We start from the raw sequence: 21242 nt of genomic DNA, 5'->3' as shown, positions 1-21242 counted from the left end.
TACGAAAAGATGCCACGAAGACAGATAACGTAAGGGAAAATTCTTTGTCCGTAAAGCAGCAATTTATGCGAAAACAGCCAACTGTATTGAGTTAAGAAAAACCGAAAAGGCAATGACTCAATACCGGTTTCTGTATTCAAGTGCTAAATATCTAAAACTTAGGAAAAGGGCTATCAATCGCAAAGATTTGGTAGTCCTTTTTTGCAGTATACTGAATGAATTATTCCATAAAGGTGTTATGGACGGAGCGTAAAGTTCATATATAAATAAAGCAGTTACAATGCTTTATGGCACATGATATTAGACTGTTTTTTACAAGTCTAATAATCTTGCCCACGATTTTCGTAAAAGGATATAAAACAATTCTAAAAAATTTTATTTACAATAATTTCACAATACCTTAACTATTTTCCTATTTCTTTATACCTGCATTTCGAAATAAAATGGAAACGAATTCAAATGGAGGTGGATAATAGTGGGCGAAGACAAAGTATATGTAGGAATTTTCATAATCTTAGTCTATTTGAGGGATTATATTTTTAGTTTCGCTTTTATCAGTATATTTGTTCTTCTTTTTAACTCTCCATATAATTTGCTTGAAAATGTTATTATTTGTGCAGTACTCTCAGTTATCCCAACATACAAAGAATATAAGGGAATAAGCAATGTTGAGTGACTATTCCAATTATTGGTATATGTATTGAATTCAATTGATTTGACTCCAAAGCTTTAATCTCAAGATAAAGAGAATTTTTGCCAACACTACACGAATTCACTGATCTCTTAAAATATTTGTAATCTGGTACTAACATAGGAACAGATTAACTTATAAAATGTGAATGAAAAGATATTTATTCTGGTACAAGGTGGAATCATTATGTATATACCTGATTTTTTTAAAATTGATAATGAAAAAATAATATATGATTTTATTGAGAATTATAGTTTTGCAACTTTATTTTCTCAGCATAATGGAGAACCGTATGCTACTCATCTTCCACTGATTTTAAACAAATCGGAAAATGCATTATACGGTCATTTTGCTCGTCCTAACAAACAATGGAAAGATGCTGAAAATCAAACTGTTCTTGCGGTTTTCCAAGGTCCTCACTGTTATATTTCACCTTCATGGTATGAAATAATGAAAGCGGTACCCACTTGGAATTATGTGTCTATCCACTTATATGGGAAGATGGAGATTATCGATGAGAGAAAAATAGTATTCAATTTTTTAAATGACTTAGTGAATAAATATGAAAATCCTGATTCTCAATATAATTTAAATAATATAGAATCAAGCTATATTGAAGGGATGAGTAAAGGAATTGTTGTGTTCAAAATAAATATCAGCAAGATAGAAGCGAAAGCTAAATTAAGCCAAAATCATCCTGCGGATCGCCAAGAGTTAGTAATTAAGCATCTAGAAAACACTTCTAACCAAGAAAACATACAAGTGGCGACTCTTATGAAGAAAAATCTACAAAAAAAGTAATAAAAGCTAGTTTCCTGTTTATTGAACGAATGGGTTCAGAAGCAGACCTTTCATTTAATTCACAATAAAAACACTGCAAAAATGAAATGTCCCAGATTTTTAATCGTATCTACTCAATTTGGGACCTTTCAAATTGCGGTGTTTTTGATTGTTATTTAGTATGCTTTTTGGCTTACTTTTTCGAGTTACGTACTTCGAAATAGAACCCGTTATCATTTTAATGCCTTTTTCTATTCATTTGGGACTCCCGGGGCAGCATGAGAATTTTCCAATTGTCTAATATGATGGATTCTGGATTCTAAGTATGCATCTCCCGTATTGCCAATTTGAAAAACAGTAGAGGTAGATAAACCTATAATATCAACTTTGGAAACGTGGATCGAAGACCTTGAATTATCCCGTTTTATCATGACTGGCTCGGTTATCGGAGGAAGGGGAATTACCTCCGTGTAAACAGGATATGGATCCAGTGATCCTTCAAAGCCATAGTCAATCTCTTTTTGCCTTTGTACAGCAAATACATAAGACCTGCAAAGGATTTGTTCAGAATCACCTATTATAAAAGAAGAACTGATGGCAATATCATTCACTTCAACTCGATCAACATATGAATTTCTTTTCATGATTCTTATCTTGGTGTAAATGGTACGAATGGGCCGATGATAAGGGACTCTGCAGGCGTATCGAATGTAGCTGCCTGCTGAATGGTATCAGCATCCCCTATAAGAAAAAGCGACGAACTTGATACACCAATAACATTAATCTCACCCACACATAATTCCCTGTTTATAAAGTTAATTTCCATTTTGATTTCCTCCATTCATCGTTTTGGGCAGTTTGGATAAAAACATAAATACCGCTTGTTGGATATCCGCTTTCATTTGATCAAAAATTTGATTAGAGATTTGGTCTTCTGTCACATTGCTGAGGTTTTGATTGGAAAGCATTTGAATATAATGGTCGACACGCTGAGGGATTTGTCCTGTTAGATCCTGATAAATAAAATCATGGTAATCTTGGGTCAACCTCATATTTAATTGGTTTTCGGTATCCTGAATGAGTTCTTTGAGGTTTTCATTTAAATATTGCTGGATTCTGCCGGCCGCTTGAGATTTGAATTCGGGTGCATTAAAAAATGGAGGAGGGGTAGGGGCCTGGGCTGCTGGCAGTCCCATATCCTCAATGTTCCCTAAATCGGTTGGACTAAGACCGATATTTAACGTTCCATCCAATCTTTCAATTTTCAGCTGGTCAAATTTATATTCAATCTTTTCCACGTTAATAGGAGGCTTTTCCTTTAAGGTTTGGATTTCGTTGCTTAGTTTTTCAATCAGCTTCTCAAAATTTGCAATCTTGCCTTCCTGGTAGTGGATATATTCATAAAGCTGGTTTAATTGTGTTCTAAAATCCATCTATTAGGATACCTCGCTCTCATTACAATTTTTAAAGAGAATAAGAGGAGATAACCCGAGGGGAAATTTCCTCTATCTTGATGGTGTCGGAGAGATTGAAGGAGTAAACAACGGCGGAGTTGTCTGTCCCTGTGGCCCGCCAACTGTTGGAGCAGGCTGAGTATAGCCCCCGGTATTATAAAGATACGATGCCGGTTTAATGATCCCGGCACTCCCTATTTGAAATACAGACGAGTTAGAAATGCCGCCAATTTTTATCATCCTTATTTGAATACTTTGCTGCACATAGATATTCATATCATCACCTGTATATGGTTGGATTTTTTACCTGGCGTACGTTATAAATTCAAATAATTTCCTTGGTCAATGCCATCCATATCGTATGTGTTGGTGGAAGATTGCTGATTGTTAATGTTTAAGTTTTCCCCTGTATTAAATGACCCAGCCCCTGCAAATGTCTTAACAACAGAATTCGGCTGAATCTGAAAGACATCACCGATATGGAAGACCCCGCTTGAACCAATACTCAGTACCTGAACGGCACCTACAAAACCGGGCATAGCCGTTCACTTCCTTTTGCTTTATTGCTTATATCATATGAGAAGGAGCGCGAAAGGTGATTCATTCGCCTAAATAGACGGAAAGTGTGAAAAGAAATATAATGAAATAAAAGTGTGAATTATTGAATAATTTAACCATCAAAAAAAAGGAGGTAAAAGCTGGTGAGACCTATTGAACCAAGTAACCGCATCCTTTCTTTGGATATACTGAGGGGCTTTAGTTTGCTGGGTATATATATCGTCAATATGATTTCGTTTCATTCCCCATTTTTATACTATGATCCATTAGAATGGTGGAGATTTGAGGAGAAAACAGCTTATGAATGGATAGAGGTTCTCGCGGAGTCCAGCTTTTACCCCATTTTCGCCATGATGTTTGGATATGGTCTAAGTATGATCCGGGATAGAGTGATTCAGAAAAGTGAAAATTATTATCGTGTGGCAGTCAGGCGCCTTGTTATTCTGTTATGTATTGGCTGTATACATGCTTTTCTTATTTGGTCTGGGGATATCCTTATCACCTATGCCATTTGCGGCCTGTTGGTACTTGGCTTCTTGAAATATTCAGGGAAAACGCTCCTTTTTTCCGGTATTGCCCTTTTTCTTTTCCCAAATTTATTATTTGGTTTGTATTTACTTTGGTCGGCACTTGTATCTCCCAATCAGGCAGGAATCTATGCTGACATTACGAATATACAATCCTCTATTTCCGCTTATGGGTCAGGGGGGCTTGGCGCTATTATGAAGCAGCGGCTGACGGATTGGCTGGCAGTAAATGGTCCTGACAATCTCATATTTTTGATTTTTGGGATTATACCGTTTATTCTTATAGGAGCAGGAGCTTCAAAGCAAAAATGGTTGGAGACGGCAAAAGGAGATCAGAAAAAATGGATGGTTATACTTTGCTTTTCTGCAGCTGCTGGCATATTTCTTAAATTGCTTCCCATTGTTCTAACTGAGAATCTTGCCTATCAATTCATAGCAGAAAAAATGGGAGGACCTGTACTGAGTTTTGCCTACATAGCGTTGATTTTGCTGATTACGAATTGGAAGTGGGGAGCCATCTGTTTAAAACCGCTTGCTGCTGCTGGAAGAATGTCTTTGACAGTTTATCTGCTCCAATCCATTATCGGAACACTTATTTTTTATCATTATGGTCTGGATCTATACGGACAAGTAACCATTGAGGATGGAACCTATCTGGCAATCGGAATTTATTTTATTTTAGTCATTCTAGCCGATTGCTGGTTTTTAAAGTTTCGTTATGGCCCTTTAGAAAAAATTTGGCGCAGCTTAACCTATGGCTCTGTCTTTTCAAAACGAAAAGAGACGCCTGCCTACTTTATTGGAAATAAATACAGTAAGTGATAAGATCAAATGGAGGCCGAAAGCTTGTCTCTTTTCTAGACTTTGAAACTATGTATCTGATAGGAGTGAAAGTATGCGTTTTTTAACATTTCACGCAAACGGCAAAGAGCAATTTGGAATACTATTCGATCAAGACAGCACCATTTTAAATTTGTCACTTTATGGACAGCGTCACCAGGATTTTTCATTTCCTGCAACTTTATTAGAGGCCATTAAACAAGGTGATGCTTTTTTGAATGCTATATCCGGTATACTTGAAACGGACCGGGACGAATTGATGCCATATCTTATTGGATTGAAGGACATTAGCCTTCTTGCTCCTATTCCCACACCGGTAAAAAACATATTCTGCATTGGAAAGAATTATCGCGACCATGCTATTGAAATGGGAAGCGCAACAGATATTCCCACAGAGATGATTGTTTTTACAAAAGCACCGACAACGGTGATAGGACATCTTTCTGAAATCGATTCACATCCAGAAGTGACCTCACAACTGGATTATGAGGGAGAGCTGGCAGTGGTGATTGGAAAGAAGGGGAAAAGTATCCCTCAGGATGAAGCCATGGAGCATATATTCGGCTACACCATTATTAACGATATAACGGCACGGGACCTTCAGGAAAAGCATAAACAATATTTTATCGGAAAAAGTCTGGATACATCATGCCCGATGGGACCGTGGATTGTGTCACGTTCTGAAATTGAAAATCCAGAGCAGTTATCCATTACCACAAAAGTAAATGGTAATCTTCGCCAAGATTCCAATACAGAACATTTTATCTTTCCGATAAGAGAAATGATCTCGGTTCTATCAAAGGGAATGACCCTTGAACCGGGAGATATTATTGCAACAGGAACACCAGCTGGGGTTGGAAAAGGTTTCAAACCTCCGAAATTCCTTGCAAAGGGCGACAAAATTGAGGTCACTGTCGAGATGATTGGAACTTTGACAAACGTGGTGAAATAAAGTAACGTGTAAAAGGAATGGTTGCAGTCTATTGCTGCTGCCCATGCATGTTTTTGGATAAGCTGTATAACTGATTGGAAAATTGAAAGGAATATTCTTGAAAAAGGAGGTGCCGATATGCTTCATAACACAGACGCCCATATCACCACATGGGTCATAACCTTAATTTTATTTATCGTTGCATTATTTTTACATAACAGCAAGAATGAAAAAGGCTTTAAAATCGTCCATATGGTCATCAGACTATTCTACATTCTGATTATTATCACAGGAGGCCTCTTATTTTTTAACAACCAAAGCCTGAATCCGGCTCTTTATGGCGTGAAAATGCTTGTAGGCCTGCTGGTTATTGCTGTAATGGAGATGCTGTTAATACGCTTGAAAAAAGGGAAGGGAACAGGCCTTTTTTGGGTACTATTCATAATCCTTCTCCTTGCTGTATTCTACTTAGGCCTTAGGCTTCCATTAGGCTGGCATCCTTTTGCTTAATGAATAGGCTCTGTTGAAAGATCAATGTTGATTTTTCACTCATATTGATTGGCGCGGCAGGCGCGAGGCTCTTCGCGGAAAGCGAGTGCCTGCACGGAAATCAACTGGCAATGCTAAAGAATAAAAACGAAATACACATAAAAAAGAACCAGCAAGATGCAGGTTCTTTTTTATTAAATCAATTATTTAACCACTGTAGTTGCTGTCTAGCTCTAGCTTCTAGCGAATTTCTACGTCTTCTCCCTACGATAAGTCAACATCAGCTCGTGAATGGCCTCGCTGTGATTCCTTTATCTCAGTCAAAGACTCTGAAATCCGTACGCCGATGAACAAGGCGCTTGCGCTTTTCTAATATGGATTCATCTTTTCCACTATTACTCTCTTGCCACAGTTTAAGGTATATTCAAAACGCTCCTTTGCCGGCTCTGGATGATTGAAATGGTGTTGAACGGCGCAAATCTTCTCGCCGTTATCAAAAACCAAGAAGTTTACACCATGTTTGTTCTCCTCTGCAGGAAAAAAAGATAAATGGTTATAGCAATAAATGCAGTCATAAATGGAAAATTCAAGAGCATTCAGATTTTGAAGAAAATAAACAAACGTGTCATCTGAGTATTCATCCAAAAGCATCTCAAAGGAATAAAGCAGCTTTTTCCTGATTCTAAGATTCATTTGATCCATCAAAAAAACAGTTTCGTTAAAAAGCTGTATTTGTCCGTCCTCTGCCAGAATACCTTTAAACCATTTATGATGCCTGAACACTTCAATCTCTTGGTTTAAATACTCATCGAGCATCATAGCTTCATCTGTTTCTTCATCAAAAAAGACCCACTGATCGTTAATGATTTCAATTGTCCCCATATGAAACGCCCGTGATTGATGTTCAATAAAACGCATTCTTTGTTGTGGATTCATGCCATTCCTCCAAGAAGATGTATACATCCGTTTTTGACAAAGTTAAGGCATTTCATACCTTCTTTTTTCTTTTGGCTGTGTTAAATTTCAATGTTGATTTCTGCTCGTTTTTTAGCTCATTTTACAGTAAAAGAAAGAATAAGCTAAAAAACAACAGAGCCTATAACAAAGCCTTTCCTTTGAAAAATATGGATAGCCCAAAGCACCAGTTCAACAAAACGAAGCTCTCATAAGAAGAAAAGATGTGAAATTAAAGGATTTAGCCAATAATTACAGAATTTTATAATATAAATAGTTTTGAGCACAAATAGTGCTAAAGAGAACGAATGAATGCATCCAAGTGATATTTCAAAATGTATAAAGAAACAGAGGTTTTAAAAGACATTTTTATGAACCGCGGGGGGACAAATTTGCTGGGAAAATTGCTCATTCGAATCTTTTTGCCATTTCTCCTTTTTTGCTTACTGCCTGTAAGCGCAATAGCGAAAGAAGAATACCATTCGCAAACAGGACCGATTTATTATTTAAATGTGGACCGCTTTAAAGATGGCAATACCTTAAACGATTTAAAAGATGTTAATACAAAAGATCCAGAAAGCTACCAGGGAGGAGACTTCCAGGGAATTATAGATGAACTGGATTATATTAAGGGGATGGGGTTCAAAATAGTGATGCTAAACTCCATTTTTAATGGCGGCCCAATAGGTGGCCGGCATCCCCAGACTCTGGACCTTTCAAAGCCGGATGCTCATTATGGATCTGCAGCTGAGTTTAAGAAGCTGGTAAAAGAAGCTCATAAGAAAGGCTTGAAGATGATTGTGGAACTGGATGTACAATCCGGGCCGAACCATGTGATGATCCATAAGACAACGAAAAACAGCCGGCTGCGGTTTCCAAATCAAAACGAAGCTTTACGGTTGACGGATAATGACAGCGAAAAGTCCCTGATTGATGGAGCGAAGGAATGGATCCGGGAAACAGATCTAGATGGTTATTTTCTTCCAAATGCTGATCAATCCTCCGTTCTTTTTTGGAGAAAGTTTTCGCAGGGAATGAAGTCCGCAAAATCAACATTTATACTGCTGGGGGAACTTAACTCGAATAACCCTAGTGATATGGCTTCTTTTCAAGATGAAGCAGGGTTTGATGTCATTTTAAACAACGCTCTCAACGATCCTTTACGGAATGCTTTTTCAAAGCCTGATGCAGCTTCCCAGCCATTATTTCAGACATGGAGCCTTGAGCAAAAACTGTTTAAGAATCCCTCTGTACTTGCTGCTTACTTTGATAATGAACAGACAGATCGATTTACGAGAGATATGTTGAAAAATAACCAATATCCTGTGACGCGATGGGAGCTCGCACTTACCTATCTATATACTCAGCCTGAAATTCCGGTTGTTTATTACGGATCAGAAATTGCAATAGACGGCGGGAATAGCCCGGATAATCAAAGAGTGATGAATTTTAATGCGGACCAAACCCTCATCTCGTATATTAATCAAGTAAGCGGGCTGAGAAGTAAATATCCGGCCTTGTCAAAAGGGAGCATGAAGGTATTGGCTGTAGAGGGCGGTATGAGTGTATATCAAAGGCAATATAAAGGTCAAACCATGGTCATTGCTATTAATAATACCAGCAAATCACAGTCTGTTAATTTAAATGCTAATCAGTTCCCGGCCAATACGGAGCTTCACGGTGAACTGAACGGAGACCTTGTGAGAAATGAAAAAGGGAAATTTAATATTGTTTTGGATAGAGAATCGTCTGAAGTGTATCTGATAACGAAAGAAACAGGCATACATTATTGGTTTTTTGTTGTGTTAATCGCCATTTGGCTTGGTTTTTATTTATTTGTAAGACTGGCTAAAAACAAAGGGAAGAAAAGAGTTTCATAATGGCTGTCAAACTGCTGCAGCCAAAAAGCCGATTGGATTCAAGTCCAACCGGCTTTTCTCTTTTGTTACTGGTATTCTCTTATCCGTTTACTACATCCCCGCCATTTATGTGAATGGTTTGCCCGGACACATAGCTTGAATCATCGGAGGCTAAATAAACGTATGCAGGCGCCAGCTCGGATGGTTGGCCAGGGCGCTGCAGGGGAGTGTCTCCTCCGAAATTTTCCACTTGGTCAGCACTAAAGGTAGAAGGGATTAACGGGGTCCAAATAGGTCCCGGTGCAACTGCATTAACCCGAATGCCTTTAGAGGCTAATGATTGGGACAGGGCTCGAGTAAAAGAAAGTATTGCTCCTTTAGTCGAAGAATAATCAATAAGCTGTGGGTTTCCTTTATACGCAGTAATAGAGGTAGTATTAATAATGCTGCTGCCCTTTTGTAGATGAGGGAGAGCCGCTTTTGTCATATAGAAAAAGGAAAAGATATTGGTCCGGAAGGTTTTCTCGAGCTGTTCAGATGTAATATCCAGCAGGCTTTCCTGCGGATGCTGCTCTGCTCCATTATTAACCAAGATATCAAGCTTGCCAAACTTTTCAATTACCTGCTTAACAGCTTCCTGGCAATGCTGCTCATGTCCCATATCTCCTGGAATTAACAGACATTCTCTTCCTTCCTTTTGAATGAGCTCTCGCGTAGTTTTTGCATCCTCATGTTCATTTAGATACAGAATGGCTACATTAGCCCCTTCACGAGCAAAGTAGATGGCAGCGGATTTGCCAATACCGCTGTCCCCGCCGGTAATAATAGCTACCTTTCCATCCAGCTTGCCGCTTCCTTTATAGCTACTGCGAATGTATTCTGGCTGAGGATTCATTTCTTTTTCCGTACCTGGCTGATGATCCTGATGCTGCTTTGGCAATGTTTTTTTGGATTGACTTTGCTGGCTGCTCAATGCTCTCACTCCAATATAAATTAATTTGAAAAATAAAGAAGCAACACATTGATTGCTCCCATCACACTATTAAAGTTTACCCAATCACATTTCTTATTAACGTTAAAATAAGAATAAATAGAGGGAAAGGAAGAAGTGGATGCTTTAATGCTTTATTTTAATAAAGTATGAATAAAGTTAGATGTATCGAGTAGGTGTATTTACCTATATCGTCCGAATAAGGCTAAATTTCGCCCGTAAAATTCTTATATTCAGTTTATTCGTTAAAGAAACACACATTGTAAACAGGAAACTAATGATTATTTGCGTGCAGCATGCTTATAAAAAAGAAAACCTGTCCAATAATGGACAGGTAATCATCATTTTAAGTGTAGATCTATTTCAATGTTAACGTTTGATGGTATAACTGGTCGCCGAAAAGCAACGCCCTCCGCCTTTCCTATGTCCAGCTCCGGGTGCTATCGGCTTGAAACCATAAGCCAATCCGGCTGAGAGATTGAATAGCAAACCCACCAGCCGGCTCTCGACTTATGCTGGTCTCCGATAACCGTTACCCTCCGCTTTTCTATCGATAATTCACAAATTGGACATCAATCGGCAAATCTGCTCCACGGATGGCAGCCATGATTTGCTGTAAATCATCGCGGCTTTTGCCAGTTACGCGAATTTGGTCATCCTGAACCTGGCTTTTCACTTTGACTCCGCTATTTTTTATAATCGTGTTAATGGCTTTGGCATTCTCTTTATCAATTCCTTGAACAAGCTTTGCCCGCTGGCGTACAGTGGCACCTGCAGCCGCTTCCATTTTACCGTAATCCAAATTTTTCACAGGAACGCCGCGTTTGATTAGTTTACTAAACAGGACATCCTTCAGTTGATCCATTTTAAATTCGTCATCAGAAACAAGAACTAGTTCGTCTTTATCCAATTTAATATCACTTTTGCTGCCTTTGAAATCATAACGGGTCGTAATTTCCTTCATGGCAATTTGAATGGCATTGCTTACTTCCGACAAATCAACATTTGAAACGATATCAAAAGAACTTTCTTTAGCCATGGAAAACCTCCAAAAATAAATAATTTTTCCATCATCATTATAGACAATAATATATCATCAGACAACTTTCATCCCCATTTTCCAAGAGGAAAGCCATTTCAGTACAGACCATTAATGATTGGAAACACATAAAAAGGCATATCACCTTTTTTTAAAAAGTGAAATGCCTTTTTAACATTTACATAAAAAATTTATAAGTGATCGGTTTTTTTAGAGTATTGATCTCTGCCCGCTTTGCGGTTTTTTTCTCGCTCCATGTTTTTTTCATGGCGAAGGGCATTATTATCACGCGCTTTTTTATCATTATCGGATGTGTGAGACATCGAGAATCCCCCTTTCAAAGCAATGCATTAGCGTGCTGCATACTACTACTATTTCCAGGGGGAATAGAAATATGTATAAGGGATCAATGCGTATCGTTTAAAAAGAATAAGGCCATTGTACCCGGACCGGCGTGAGACCCAACTGCGGCACCAATTGTATTAATGTAGAATGCAGTTGTCCCAAATCTCTCTTCTATAAGCTGCTTTAATTCCAAGGCTGCTGCTTCATCATCGCCGTGGCTGATTCCCACCACTTGATTTTGCAGGTCTGTCCCTCTTTCTTCCATAACGTCAAGCATTCTTTTTAATAGCTTTTTTTTGCCGCGCAGCTTTTCGAGAGGAATCAATTTTCCATTTTCAACATGCAGCAAAGGCTTAATATTTAAAAGACCTCCTAAAAAAGCAGAGGCTTTAGAAAGTCTTCCTCCACGGGCCAAGAAGTCCAGATCCTCCACGGTAAACAAATGCTCCATGTGCTCGCTTCTAGATTCAGCTGTTTTAATAATTTCTTCCTTAGATGCTCCGTTCAAAGCAAGCTCTGCTGCATGCTGAACCACAAGCCCATAGCCAATGGAAGCACATTTCGTATCAATTATAGTAAGATCCAGATCGGGAAAGTCTTCTTTTACTTGATCCCTGACCATTATAGCTGTCTGGCACGTTCCTGAAAGCTCAGATGAGAAAGCCATATAAATGCCCGGCTCTCCTGAAACGGCAAGCTCTTTAAATAAATCCTGGAATGTTTGTGGATTAGGCTGAGACGTTTTTGGCAGTTTTCCTTCACGAATTTCTTTGAAGATATCCTTTGGATCGATTGTTTCTAAATCTTTATATAAGCGATCATCAATGTTGACCTGCAAAGGAATCAAGGTTACATTTTTTTCTTTAAAAAAAGACAGTGGTAAATCACATGCACTGTCAGCGAATAATCGAACGTTCATATTAGCCACCTTCTAAATTGTTTTATCAACAGTGTACCTATTTTTCCCTAAAACCACAATATTTTCGGAAAAAGCTATTAAAAAGCCAAGAGAGAAAAATAATAAGCAAAAAGGATATTTCATGTTAGTTTAAACCGAAGATGGGAATGGATAGAAAAGAGCAGATAATTGTAGCGTATGGAGGGAAGTAAAATGAAACAAGAATTAATTTGGGAGCATACCAAGAAACTAGTGGTCGTGTTTGCAGGCGCTGTTTTTAACGCAATTGCGATGAACTGGTTTTTAAAGCCTGCTAATGTGTATGCAAGTGGATTTACAGGGATTGCCCAGTTGATTTCGAAAATTGTAACAGAGTATACCCCGCTTCACCTTACAACAGGGTTGCTCCTGTTTTTGTTTAACATACCAGTTGCCATATTAGGATGGATGAAGGTGGGAAGATCCTTTACTTTATACAGTTTTATATCCGTCATTTTTATGTCTGTGCTGCTGGAAGTAATTCCGATTCATCATGCTACAGGCGATATTCTCCTTTATTCGGTATTTGGAGGAATTCTGGCAGCTATTGGAGTGGGAATCACGTTGAAATTCGGTGCGTCTACCGGGGGATTAGACATTATTGCAATGGTGCTTTCCAGAATGAAGGACAAACCCGTAGGCAATTATTTTTTTATGTTGAATGGTGTCATCATTATAACTGCAGGTGCACTTTACGGCTGGGATAAAGCTCTTTATACGCTTGTCTCTTTATATGCAAGCATTCGGGTGATTGATGCTATACATACAAGATATCAGAAGCTGACCGTTATGATTATTACCAAAAAATCGGATGAGATGAAGAAAGCGATACATAGCAAGCTTGTTCGGGGGATTACCGTGCTGCCGGCAAAGGGGGCATTTTCCAACGAAGATAGAAATATGCTGATGATTGTCATTACTCGCTATGAGCTTTACGATTTGGAACGAATTATAAAAGATGTGGACAACAAGGCCTTTACAAACATTGTAGAAACTACAAACGTTTTTGGATTTTTTCGAAAGGATTGATATGGCTGCAGTAAGAGTATCTTTCATTAGGACAGGGGGCTTTCGCGATTTTAAAAGTGATTGGATTACTGGCTGTACTTCTGTTTCAACACCAGGGATATCCGCTTGATTCGAAAAAGGAGTTAGAATGGGAGATTCGAACAACAGATACTGGCTCCAGCCTGCAGCTTGAGCTAATAGCAGAAAATAAGTCGACTACGACGGTGTCATTGGTTTTTCCAACGACTAAATTTTTTGATTTCACCATATATGATAATGGCCGTGTCAAAATTTTCACTTAAAGTCATGGAAAGTATTATTTACAGGCTATCCAGCATATTACATTGCGTCCCGGAGAGAAAAAATTGTGGAAAGCTGAATGGAATTACACCAAGAACGATGGCATCCCTGGAGGACATTACGTATTAAGAGCCAGTCTTCTTCCCAGACAAATAAATGGACGAGCAGTAAGGCATCCATTTATCGCAGTAAAGGAATTTGAAATCCATCCAAAAAAATAGCTGCCAAGGCTGGCAGCTATTTTAATTGCTCTAGTTCATTTGATAATTCGCGTAATTGCTGCTGTTCAGCGGTTGTAGAATTAGCATAAGCTGAGCTTAAAGCATTTTTTGCTTTTTCAGCAGCAGAAAGCTGTTCTGTTTTATTTCCCTCAGAGGCCGCTTCTTTTGCCAGTTCAACGAATTGTCTGGCTTGTTGGAAAAGCCTGTTTGCCATTATTCAATTCCTCCCAATGAGGATTCCTTCATAAAGTCTATTTGACGCGCTTCTGCTTCAGCGTATGTGGAACGATACGGAAATTGTTCAGCGTGCTTTGTGACTGCATCTTTTCCTTGTTGAACAAAACGTTTCGATTTATTCCTTTTACCCAAGCGAAACACCGCCTTATAGTAGAAGTTGAACACATAACCTGTGCTCAAATCTTAGTATAACCCTGTCTTGTTGTGATAATCAGGTAATAAATGACGATTAGAGGTTAAAATAATTTTCTAAAAACACTGCTATTCCGTCTTCCTCATTGGATAAAGTCACTTCATTAGAAATATTTTTTAATGCCTCAATTGCATTATCCATAGCGACTCCAATTCCCGCATACTCAAGCATCTCAAGGTCATTGTCTTCATCGCCAAAGGCAATAATATTTTCTCTTGGAATTTGATAATAATCAGCAACACGCTGAATCCCCAGTGCTTTATTTAACCCTGCCTTCACGATCTCAATGATGTGAAAAGGAGCGCCCCAGCGCCGATGATCAATTACTTCGGCATGGACGTCGCTTAAATGCTTTCGTATTGAGGGTACATCCTTTACATCTGCGTGTATTAACAAGCTCGTAGGATCTTCACGTAAAAAAGTTCTTAGATCCCCTGTTGTAATTCTGGGTTTGTCTTTGCAGAAAATTTCAAGCAGTTTTTCATCATGATAATGAAGATAAACATCATCAATAACTTCTGCAATGATGTTAAATAATTTAAAATTATGGCTGGCATTCACAATGTCCTTCGCTACATCAAGGGACATTGGCTGGTGATAAATACCCCATTCCCGGTTTAATGGATGGTGTACGAATGCTCCGTTAAAGTTTACGATTGGGGAATCCAGCTGCAGCTCATTATAAAACTGGACACTTGAGCGAAACGGCCTGCCTGTAGAAATCATAAAAATATGACCCTGATTTCTGACTTTTGCGATGGTTTCTTTTGTTCTTGCTGTGATTGTTTTTTTGTCTGTCAACAAGGTTCCGTCTAAGTCTAAAGCAATTAAATATGGGCTCGTCATCCTGAATTCTCCTCATTTCTATTCTATCTGTTTTATGTTAAGAAGTAGCGCCCTGAAAAACTCCAAGCGCTTTTTCCTTAGCATCCCATTCCCTTTTAAATGCAGGCTCTGTTCATCTTGTCTGTTGATTTCCTCTGAAGGCAGGGAAGCCTCCTCATTGCGAGCTCCTGCAGGGTCTCACTTATCAGTTCTAATCAACATTGTTCTTTATCAGAGCCTAAATGTAAGGAATAATGATTTTGTATGTATATGTTTAGGAAAAGAAAAAGAGATTTGATAAACTAGATGATAATTACAATATACTAAAAAATGGTGCTCATTAGAAGGGTTAGCTATTGAAGGAGAAAGATATGATAAATATTACGAAAGAAACAGTCAACGATGTTCCTTTATTGCATATTGTACAAGCATCAAATCAAAATGCCAAATTGCCCTTTATCCTTTTTTTACATGGCTTTACTTCCGCTAAAGAACATAATCTACATTATGCTTATTTATATGCAGAAAAAGGGTTCAGAGTGGTGTTGCCTGAAGCACCAGGGCATGGTGAAAGGGATGCGGGCCTTAATGAATCCGAACTGATGTATCAGTTTTGGCATATTGTTATGCAGCTGATTGAGGAAGCAGGAACCATAAAGAATTTTTACGTGGCAAAAGGATTGGCGGACGAAGAAAGAATTGGTTTGGTAGGTACCTCCATGGGGGGGATTGCTGTCTTTGGGGCTATTACTCAATATAATTGGATAAAAGCAGCCGTCAGTTTGATGGGATGTCCTCAATATGAAAGGCTTGCCCGAGCCCAAATTGCTCACTTGAAAGAAAATAATGTGCAGCTGCCGTTCAGTGATTCAGAGCTGGAAGAACAGTTTAAGCTGGTACGTCCTTATGATGTAAGCAATCAGACGGAAAAGCTTCGGCATATGCCCCTTCTTTTTTGGCATGGAATAAAGGATCCTTTAGTGCCTTATCAGTTTGCCCATGAGTTCTATGAGTCCATTCAAGATGAATATAAAGGCAGGGAAGATAGACTTGGCTTTATAACAGATCCACAGGCTGGACATAAGGTATCCAGGAAGGGTGTTCTTGAATCCGTAAAGTGGTTCGAAAAATGGTTATAGCCATTTGCTTTATACAATGCATTAAATTTGTTAAGATAAAATTTAGAAAGGAAGTGGGTAGGAATGAATGAAGATCTTAAAGAAAATATATATGGTGCATTAGAACAAGTAATTGATCCGGAAATTGGCATAGATATTGTTAATTTAGGTTTAGTATATGATGTAGAGCTGGATGATGAAGGCAAGCTTACTGTAACAATGACTTTAACCGCAATGGGCTGTCCTCTTGCAGGAGTAATTGTCGACCAGGTTCAAGCAGCTCTTCGCGATATTCCTGAAGTAAAGGATACAGAAGTAAATATAGTCTGGAATCCGCCATGGTCTAAGGATCGCATGTCCAGATATGCGAAGATTGCACTTGGTTTAACGTAAATAGTGTTGTTCTCGCAAGTCCGTTAAATTTAGATATTAGCTCATTTTAAAGGAAAGAAAGGAACCAGTAGCAAAAACTGGTTCCTTTCTTTCCTTTAATGTTTCATCAGAGCTAAAAAGGGGGCCGTTTCACACGAATGAGCAAAAAACAACAAGTCCTTTTCTGGCACAATGATAATTGGATCGAAAAATCATTTGGCAAAATAAACAGGTCGGCTGGAAAAAAGTAATGCTTATGCAATCGGTGATTTTACATAGAATAAAAAAGTCTAAAGACGAATTAAGGAGGCAGGAGAATGGGGCAAAAGAAACGTTTTCACTCAGGAGATAAAGCGCCAAACAATGGAGTTTATATTGAGGTTGGTGAAAATGGGAGCAATGTTGTGAATCCCAAAAGTGTCCGTTTAAAAGCCGGTGACCATTTTCCGGAAACTTCAAATGATGAGCGTCATTGGACATATAGAAGAAAGCCTTAAACCATCCTTCGGGGTGGTTTTTCTTAATTGAAGGCTGTTTTTGCATAGATTGTTTCTTTACGTACCAGACAACATTCCGTATGTTGTCTGTCTTCGTGGCATCTTTTCGGCAGCTATTCACATCATTTAATACTAAATCATGATTTTAAATCATTTTTTTGTGTCAATTAGCAACAAAGTTTACGAAAAGAGCCTACTTGAAAATCAAATGGAAAATCGCAGAAACTGCAGCCTAACTTTTTGCTTTGAAGGCAGCAGATGGCATAAAATGAAAGATAAGTGATGTTTAGTGGGGTGACAGGATGGATATTGAGAAATACACATTTACAGTACAGGAAAGTCTCGCTGCAGCCCAGCAGCTTGCAATACAAAGGAACAGTCCTGAAATTACCATTGCGCATGTATGGAAGGCATTGTTAGAAAGGCCTGATAGCCTGCTCATGACAATTTATGAAAGAGCAGGTATTAATAAAGAAGATTTGTCAGCTTTTTTGGAGACTGAATTGAAAAAGCTTCCCGAAATCAGCGGAAGTACTTTAACTGGACAATATATATCGAGCGGTCTTCAGCACCTGCTTGCTAAGGCGGATGAAGAAGCAACCTCTTTTGGCGATCAATTTATTTCAGTGGAACACCTAGCTGCCGCCTTAATGGAGCAAAAAACCAACCCAATTACGGAGTATCTACATAAACAAAAAATCAGCAAAAAGTCTTTGTTAAAACAAATAATGGCGATAAGGGGGCAACAAAAAGTGGAAACGCAAAATCCTGAAGCGACCTATGAAACATTAAAGAAATATGGCAGAGATCTGGTTGCTGCAGTAAAAGAAGGAAAAATAGACCCTGTTATTGGAAGGGATACTGAGATTAGGAATGTCATACGAATTTTATCCCGCAAAACCAAAAACAATCCTGTCTTAATAGGAGAGCCCGGCGTTGGAAAAACAGCTATAGTGGAAGGTCTTGCTCAGCGAATTGTCCGCAGGGATGTTCCTGAAGGCTTGAAGGATAAAACCATTTTTGCTCTCGATATGGGAGCTCTTGTGGCAGGAGCTAAATTTCGAGGAGAGTTCGAGGAACGCTTAAAGGCTGTTCTTCATGAGGTGAAAAAAAGTGAAGGGCGCATCCTTTTGTTTATTGATGAACTGCATACCATTGTGGGCGCGGGTAAAACAGAAGGAGCAATGGATGCAGGAAACATGCTAAAACCTATGCTTGCAAGGGGTGAACTGCATTGTATAGGAGCGACAACTCTGGATGAATACAGGCAATATATTGAAAAAGATCCGGCTTTGGAACGCCGTTTTCAGCAGGTTCTTGTTCAGGAGCCTACCGTCGAAGATACCATTTCCATTTTGCGTGGTTTAAAAGAACGATTTGAAGTGCATCATGGGGTCAATATCCATGACCGTGCTCTTGTCGCAGCAGCCACATTATCCAACCGCTATATCACCGATCGTTATTTGCCTGATAAAGCCATCGACCTGGTAGATGAAGCGTGTGCAACGATTCGTGTTGAAATTGACTCTATGCCGAGTGAATTGGATGAAGTGACGCGCCGGGTCATGCAGCTGGAAATTGAAGAAGCTGCATTAAAAAAGGAAAAGGATGAAGCAAGCAAAGAGCGCCTATCCATTCTTCAGAAAGATCTTGCAGACCTTAAAGAAAAAGCCAATGAAATGAAAGCAAGATGGCAGTCTGAAAAAACAGAGCTTCAGCAAATTCAAGAGAAAAGAGAGCAGCTTGAAAAAATGCGCAGAGAGCTGGAGGAAGCAGAAAATCAATATGATTTAAACCGTGCTGCTGAGCTGAGGCATGGAAAAATCCCTGCATTTGAAAAGGAGCTTAGAGATCTTGAGTCTGCATTGGCCAGCAAGCAAACTGAAAACCGACTACTTCGCGAGGAAGTCACTGAGGATGAAATTGCCGCTATCGTCGGACACTGGACAGGAATTCCGGTATCCAAGCTGGTGGAAGGAGAAAGAGAAAAGCTATTAAAACTTGAAAGTATTTTACATGAACGGGTAATTGGCCAGGATGAGGCCGTTCAGCTTGTCAGTGATGCTGTCCTGAGAGCAAGAGCAGGGATAAAGGATCCAAACCGGCCGATTGGTTCATTTCTTTTCTTAGGGCCGACTGGGGTGGGAAAAACAGAGCTGGCCAAAACATTAGCGCAAACTTTATTTGACAGCGAGGATCAAATGATCCGAATTGATATGTCAGAGTACATGGAAAAACATACTGTTTCAAGGCTGATTGGTGCTCCTCCAGGCTATGTTGGATATGAGGAAGGGGGGCAGTTGACCGAAGCCGTCAGGAGAAAACCTTACTCTGTTATACTTCTTGATGAAATTGAAAAAGCGCATCCTGAGGTATTTAATGTACTGCTTCAAATTCTGGATGACGGCAGGGTAACGGATTCACAGGGGCGAACAGTCAATTTTAAAAACACAGTGATTATCATGACATCGAATCTGGGATCTCATTTTTTACTCGAAAGGAGCCAAGAGAGTGATGATATATCAGAAGAAGCGAAAGAAAAGGTCTTTAGCCAACTGCGAGCTTCCTTCCGTCCTGAATTTTTGAACCGTGTGGATGATATTGTCCTCTTTAAACCGCTTAATATAGACAATATTAAAGGAATTATTTCTAAACTAATTCAAGAACTCCAATCCAGGCTGAGCGAACAACATATTCAAATTGAAATGACAGAAGAAGCAAAAGAATGGATTGCGGAATCTGCCTATGATCCGGTATACGGAGCCCGGCCGTTAAAAAGGTATATTCAACGTCAAATTGAAACAAAGCTTGCAAGAGAAATGATAGCAGGCAATATTCTGCCTTATCAAACGGTCGAAGTAAGGAAAGCTCATGATAAACTTGATATCCTTGTTAAGCATTAAGGCTGTAAAAAAAGAAAAAACCTTCCATTCAAAGGAAGGTTTTTTAATGCTCGTTTGATGCTTTTGGTATGCTTGAACTGACTGCAATAATAAGAATAGTGAAGATTACAGAAAGAATTGTTGCAGTTTGGAAGCTATAGCCTGTATTAGTCATAGAGCTTGTCACATAAAAAAGCATTTGAACTAAAAGGAAAGTCCAGATCAATGTAAAGACATATTTCATTTCTATCACCCCAAATATCATCAATTAAAGATGGGTATTAACTCAAAAATCCTCACTTTAGATTACCACAACTCCATTTATTAATAAAGTGAATTCTTTTAGGCTATTTTCTCTTCCAATACCAATCCTTATGCATATGGTAAATTGATTTATACTGCAAGAAGGAGACATCCTTATGAGGCAAGAATCATTTTTATTTAATAAGCAATGGTGCAATGTGCATTACCCTGAAAAGCCGAATGGTTTTGCGATTTTCATCATTGGCGACCAGCAGCACTTTGTTCAAGAAGAGACAAGTTACTGGACACAAAATGCAGACAGAGAGGCCATGATTCACAATTTAACAAATGCCGGCTATCTTGTATACTATTCTAACCTATATGGAAACCATTGGGGAAACGCTGCTTCCGTTCAGCTTGCCAGGGGATTGTATCACCTAATCATGAAGAAAGCGATCTTAAATGAAAAAATCCATATCCTTGCGGAAGGGATGGGTGCGTTGACGGCGATCAAGCTACTTCCATTTTTACAGGATAGGCTTCGGTCAATCGTTCTTTTAAATCCTTGCATTTCATTGAGAGCGCATATTGACCAGGAAAAAAACAGGATATTTTTTTACAAAAAACTTTTGAAGGAGATTCAAACCGCCTACGGTGAATGCGGTATGGATTTTGTCATAGACAATTATTATGAGGATTCATCCCGGATTTTAGCAGATATGGAAGTTCCGCTGTATATCCTTCAAATCATTGACCGGAATATGTATACGAAGCAGAAAGAGTTCCTTGAAAAGATATACGAAAAGAGAAAGACGGAGCATTTGCAGGTAATGTGCCATTATCTCCTTTTTGAAAATCGTCTTGGCATTCCTAGAAAGATGGCTGCTTTTTTCCATGAATACGAAAAACAATTATAGCTTGTTATTTTGACTAATGATTTCCTTCCAATTA

The 21242-nt window shown here is 38.9% G+C and carries 26 protein-coding genes and 1 pseudogene; 13 read left to right on the top strand and 14 right to left on the bottom strand.

The genetic code is table 11. The annotated features are described in order from the left end of the window. Window positions 1-877: 877 nt before the first annotated feature. A complete protein-coding gene (locus A5N88_RS10655) occupies window positions 878-1492 on the top strand; it encodes an FMN-binding negative transcriptional regulator (protein ID WP_066265688.1) in 615 nt (204 codons plus the stop codon). 230 nt (window positions 1493-1722) lie between these two features. Here A5N88_RS10655 and A5N88_RS10650 read toward each other — a convergent pair whose 3' ends face one another. The 5 genes from A5N88_RS10650 to A5N88_RS10630 all read right to left on the bottom strand — a co-directional run bounded on the left by A5N88_RS10650 (window position 1723) and on the right by A5N88_RS10630 (window position 3464). Continuing rightward, complete coding sequence (locus tag A5N88_RS10650; RefSeq protein WP_083953112.1) at window positions 1723-2115, bottom strand: spore germination protein GerPE; 393 nt, start codon at window positions 2113-2115, stop codon at window positions 1723-1725. 5 nt (window positions 2116-2120) lie between these two features. Then, window positions 2121-2297 carry a spore germination protein GerPD gene (locus tag A5N88_RS10645; protein ID WP_066265682.1) on the bottom strand — a complete coding sequence of 59 codons (177 nt, stop codon included), beginning with the start codon at window positions 2295-2297 and terminating at the stop codon, window positions 2121-2123. Further along, window positions 2287-2904: a spore germination protein GerPC gene (gene gerPC / locus A5N88_RS10640; RefSeq protein ID WP_066265676.1), complete on the bottom strand. Its 618-nt coding sequence runs from the start codon at window positions 2902-2904 to the stop codon at window positions 2287-2289. Before gerPC ends, A5N88_RS10645 begins: the two co-directional genes overlap by 11 nt. Window positions 2905-2976: 72 nt before the next feature. After that, window positions 2977-3201: a spore germination protein GerPB gene (locus A5N88_RS10635; protein WP_066265672.1), complete on the bottom strand. Its 225-nt coding sequence runs from the start codon at window positions 3199-3201 to the stop codon at window positions 2977-2979. A gap of 41 nt (window positions 3202-3242) precedes the next feature. Then, window positions 3243-3464, bottom strand: a complete 222-nt coding sequence (locus A5N88_RS10630) for a spore germination protein (RefSeq protein WP_066265669.1) — start codon at window positions 3462-3464, stop codon at window positions 3243-3245. A gap of 162 nt (window positions 3465-3626) precedes the next feature. Between A5N88_RS10630 and A5N88_RS10625 the strand changes: the two genes are divergently transcribed. The 3 genes from A5N88_RS10625 to A5N88_RS10615 all read left to right on the top strand — a co-directional run bounded on the left by A5N88_RS10625 (window position 3627) and on the right by A5N88_RS10615 (window position 6291). Further along, a complete protein-coding gene (locus A5N88_RS10625; RefSeq protein WP_232317565.1) occupies window positions 3627-4832 on the top strand; it encodes a DUF418 domain-containing protein in 1206 nt (401 codons plus the stop codon). A gap of 73 nt (window positions 4833-4905) precedes the next feature. Continuing rightward, a complete protein-coding gene (locus A5N88_RS10620; protein WP_066265656.1) occupies window positions 4906-5802 on the top strand; it encodes a fumarylacetoacetate hydrolase family protein in 897 nt (298 codons plus the stop codon). 117 nt (window positions 5803-5919) lie between these two features. Next, window positions 5920-6291, top strand: a complete 372-nt coding sequence (locus tag A5N88_RS10615) for a YisL family protein (protein WP_066265652.1) — start codon at window positions 5920-5922, stop codon at window positions 6289-6291. 348 nt (window positions 6292-6639) lie between these two features. Here A5N88_RS10615 and A5N88_RS10610 read toward each other — a convergent pair whose 3' ends face one another. Next, a complete protein-coding gene (locus A5N88_RS10610; protein ID WP_066265650.1) occupies window positions 6640-7206 on the bottom strand; it encodes a DUF2777 domain-containing protein in 567 nt (188 codons plus the stop codon). Between the two features lie 353 nt (window positions 7207-7559). On the opposite strand from A5N88_RS10610, the gene A5N88_RS10605 reads away from it, so the two are divergent. After that, complete coding sequence (locus A5N88_RS10605; protein ID WP_083953111.1) at window positions 7560-9104, top strand: alpha-amylase family glycosyl hydrolase; 1545 nt, start codon at window positions 7560-7562, stop codon at window positions 9102-9104. A gap of 79 nt (window positions 9105-9183) precedes the next feature. On the opposite strand, the gene A5N88_RS10600 is transcribed toward A5N88_RS10605, so the two are convergent. The 4 genes from A5N88_RS10600 to A5N88_RS10590 all read right to left on the bottom strand — a co-directional run bounded on the left by A5N88_RS10600 (window position 9184) and on the right by A5N88_RS10590 (window position 12377). Beyond that, entirely contained in the window at window positions 9184-10056 is an 873-nt protein-coding gene (locus tag A5N88_RS10600) for an SDR family oxidoreductase (protein WP_066265649.1), read from the bottom strand. A gap of 565 nt (window positions 10057-10621) precedes the next feature. Then, a complete protein-coding gene (locus tag A5N88_RS10595) occupies window positions 10622-11113 on the bottom strand; it encodes a YajQ family cyclic di-GMP-binding protein (protein ID WP_066265647.1) in 492 nt (163 codons plus the stop codon). 191 nt (window positions 11114-11304) lie between these two features. Beyond that, window positions 11305-11436: a DUF3941 domain-containing protein gene (locus tag A5N88_RS24315; protein ID WP_083953110.1), complete on the bottom strand. Its 132-nt coding sequence runs from the start codon at window positions 11434-11436 to the stop codon at window positions 11305-11307. An 83-nt stretch (window positions 11437-11519) separates the two neighbouring features. Further along, a complete protein-coding gene (locus A5N88_RS10590) occupies window positions 11520-12377 on the bottom strand; it encodes a DegV family protein (RefSeq protein WP_066265645.1) in 858 nt (285 codons plus the stop codon). A 192-nt stretch (window positions 12378-12569) separates the two neighbouring features. Here A5N88_RS10590 and A5N88_RS10585 point away from each other — a divergent pair, with 192 nt between their 5' ends. The 3 genes and pseudogenes from A5N88_RS10585 to A5N88_RS24880 form a co-directional block, all read left to right on the top strand. Continuing rightward, on the top strand, window positions 12570-13424 hold the full coding sequence (locus tag A5N88_RS10585; protein ID WP_066265642.1) for a YitT family protein: 855 nt from the start codon (window positions 12570-12572) through the stop codon (window positions 13422-13424). A 56-nt stretch (window positions 13425-13480) separates the two neighbouring features. Beyond that, window positions 13481-13705, top strand: coding sequence for a hypothetical protein (locus tag A5N88_RS25510; protein ID WP_066265640.1), 225 nt, complete (start codon window positions 13481-13483; stop codon window positions 13703-13705). A gap of 12 nt (window positions 13706-13717) precedes the next feature. Then, window positions 13718-13924: pseudogene (locus A5N88_RS24880) on the top strand (hypothetical protein); the annotation flags it as partial. Window positions 13925-13940: 16 nt separating this feature from the next. On the opposite strand, the gene A5N88_RS10575 reads toward A5N88_RS24880, so the two are convergent. The 3 genes from A5N88_RS10575 to A5N88_RS10570 form a co-directional block, all read right to left on the bottom strand. Further along, complete coding sequence (locus A5N88_RS10575; protein WP_066265639.1) at window positions 13941-14138, bottom strand: DUF3813 domain-containing protein; 198 nt, start codon at window positions 14136-14138, stop codon at window positions 13941-13943. Continuing rightward, entirely contained in the window at window positions 14138-14293 is a 156-nt protein-coding gene (locus A5N88_RS25505; protein ID WP_198160237.1) for a hypothetical protein, read from the bottom strand. The genes A5N88_RS10575 and A5N88_RS25505 overlap by 1 nt, the downstream gene beginning before the upstream one ends. Window positions 14294-14390: 97 nt before the next feature. Beyond that, window positions 14391-15200: a Cof-type HAD-IIB family hydrolase gene (locus tag A5N88_RS10570; protein WP_066265633.1), complete on the bottom strand. Its 810-nt coding sequence runs from the start codon at window positions 15198-15200 to the stop codon at window positions 14391-14393. A 350-nt stretch (window positions 15201-15550) separates the two neighbouring features. On the opposite strand from A5N88_RS10570, the gene A5N88_RS10565 reads away from it, so the two are divergent. The 4 genes from A5N88_RS10565 to clpB all read left to right on the top strand — a co-directional run bounded on the left by A5N88_RS10565 (window position 15551) and on the right by clpB (window position 20069). Then, on the top strand, window positions 15551-16318 hold the full coding sequence (locus A5N88_RS10565) for an alpha/beta fold hydrolase (RefSeq protein ID WP_066265631.1): 768 nt from the start codon (window positions 15551-15553) through the stop codon (window positions 16316-16318). Window positions 16319-16381: 63 nt separating this feature from the next. Continuing rightward, window positions 16382-16690 carry a metal-sulfur cluster assembly factor gene (locus A5N88_RS10560; RefSeq protein ID WP_066265629.1) on the top strand — a complete coding sequence of 103 codons (309 nt, stop codon included), beginning with the start codon at window positions 16382-16384 and terminating at the stop codon, window positions 16688-16690. Between the two features lie 296 nt (window positions 16691-16986). Next, window positions 16987-17166: a YjzC family protein gene (locus A5N88_RS10555; RefSeq protein ID WP_066265627.1), complete on the top strand. Its 180-nt coding sequence runs from the start codon at window positions 16987-16989 to the stop codon at window positions 17164-17166. A gap of 302 nt (window positions 17167-17468) precedes the next feature. Continuing rightward, window positions 17469-20069: an ATP-dependent chaperone ClpB gene (gene clpB, locus A5N88_RS10550; protein ID WP_066265619.1), complete on the top strand. Its 2601-nt coding sequence runs from the start codon at window positions 17469-17471 to the stop codon at window positions 20067-20069. 43 nt (window positions 20070-20112) lie between these two features. On the opposite strand, the gene A5N88_RS10545 is transcribed toward clpB, so the two are convergent. Next, a complete protein-coding gene (locus A5N88_RS10545) occupies window positions 20113-20292 on the bottom strand; it encodes a YjzD family protein (protein WP_066265616.1) in 180 nt (59 codons plus the stop codon). 175 nt (window positions 20293-20467) lie between these two features. Between A5N88_RS10545 and A5N88_RS10540 the strand changes: the two genes are divergently transcribed. Then, a complete protein-coding gene (locus A5N88_RS10540; RefSeq protein WP_066265614.1) occupies window positions 20468-21208 on the top strand; it encodes an alpha/beta fold hydrolase in 741 nt (246 codons plus the stop codon). The last annotated feature ends 34 nt before the right edge of the window (window positions 21209-21242 follow it).

The sequence above is a fragment of the Heyndrickxia acidicola genome (genome assembly GCF_001636425.1).
In the GTDB taxonomy this organism is placed as follows: domain Bacteria; phylum Bacillota; class Bacilli; order Bacillales; family Bacillaceae_C; genus Bacillus_AE; species Bacillus_AE acidicola.
Note: the sequence above shows the minus strand (reverse complement) of the source record. Positions and strands in the feature narration are given on the sequence as shown.

Bases quoted from the DNA above. Each gene is read 5' to 3' on its own strand.
- A5N88_RS10570 (WP_066265633.1), bottom strand. From the start codon at position 15,200: ATGACGAGCCCATATTTAATTGCTTTAGACTTAGACGGAACCTTGTTG.
- A5N88_RS10565 (WP_066265631.1), top strand. From the start codon at position 15,551: ATGATAAATATTACGAAAGAAACAGTCAACGATGTTCCTTTATTGCAT.
- A5N88_RS10630 (WP_066265669.1), bottom strand. From the start codon at position 3,464: ATGCCCGGTTTTGTAGGTGCCGTTCAGGTACTGAGTATTGGTTCAAGC.
- A5N88_RS10545 (WP_066265616.1), bottom strand. From the start codon at position 20,292: ATGAAATATGTCTTTACATTGATCTGGACTTTCCTTTTAGTTCAAATG.
- A5N88_RS10595 (WP_066265647.1), bottom strand. From the start codon at position 11,113: ATGGCTAAAGAAAGTTCTTTTGATATCGTTTCAAATGTTGATTTGTCG.
- A5N88_RS10555 (WP_066265627.1), top strand. From the start codon at position 16,987: ATGGGGCAAAAGAAACGTTTTCACTCAGGAGATAAAGCGCCAAACAAT.
- A5N88_RS10585 (WP_066265642.1), top strand. From the start codon at position 12,570: ATGAAACAAGAATTAATTTGGGAGCATACCAAGAAACTAGTGGTCGTG.
- A5N88_RS10615 (WP_066265652.1), top strand. From the start codon at position 5,920: ATGCTTCATAACACAGACGCCCATATCACCACATGGGTCATAACCTTA.
- A5N88_RS10560 (WP_066265629.1), top strand. From the start codon at position 16,382: ATGAATGAAGATCTTAAAGAAAATATATATGGTGCATTAGAACAAGTA.
- A5N88_RS10650 (WP_083953112.1), bottom strand. From the start codon at position 2,115: ATGAAAAGAAATTCATATGTTGATCGAGTTGAAGTGAATGATATTGCC.
- A5N88_RS10575 (WP_066265639.1), bottom strand. From the start codon at position 14,138: ATGGCAAACAGGCTTTTCCAACAAGCCAGACAATTCGTTGAACTGGCA.
- A5N88_RS10620 (WP_066265656.1), top strand. From the start codon at position 4,906: ATGCGTTTTTTAACATTTCACGCAAACGGCAAAGAGCAATTTGGAATA.
- A5N88_RS10540 (WP_066265614.1), top strand. From the start codon at position 20,468: ATGAGGCAAGAATCATTTTTATTTAATAAGCAATGGTGCAATGTGCAT.
- A5N88_RS10645 (WP_066265682.1), bottom strand. From the start codon at position 2,297: ATGGAAATTAACTTTATAAACAGGGAATTATGTGTGGGTGAGATTAAT.
- A5N88_RS10635 (WP_066265672.1), bottom strand. From the start codon at position 3,201: ATGAATATCTATGTGCAGCAAAGTATTCAAATAAGGATGATAAAAATT.
- A5N88_RS10605 (WP_083953111.1), top strand. From the start codon at position 7,560: ATGTATAAAGAAACAGAGGTTTTAAAAGACATTTTTATGAACCGCGGG.
- clpB (WP_066265619.1), top strand. From the start codon at position 17,469: ATGGATATTGAGAAATACACATTTACAGTACAGGAAAGTCTCGCTGCA.
- A5N88_RS10655 (WP_066265688.1), top strand. From the start codon at position 878: ATGTATATACCTGATTTTTTTAAAATTGATAATGAAAAAATAATATAT.
- A5N88_RS24315 (WP_083953110.1), bottom strand. From the start codon at position 11,436: ATGTCTCACACATCCGATAATGATAAAAAAGCGCGTGATAATAATGCC.
- gerPC (WP_066265676.1), bottom strand. From the start codon at position 2,904: ATGGATTTTAGAACACAATTAAACCAGCTTTATGAATATATCCACTAC.
- A5N88_RS10610 (WP_066265650.1), bottom strand. From the start codon at position 7,206: ATGAATCCACAACAAAGAATGCGTTTTATTGAACATCAATCACGGGCG.
- A5N88_RS10590 (WP_066265645.1), bottom strand. From the start codon at position 12,377: ATGAACGTTCGATTATTCGCTGACAGTGCATGTGATTTACCACTGTCT.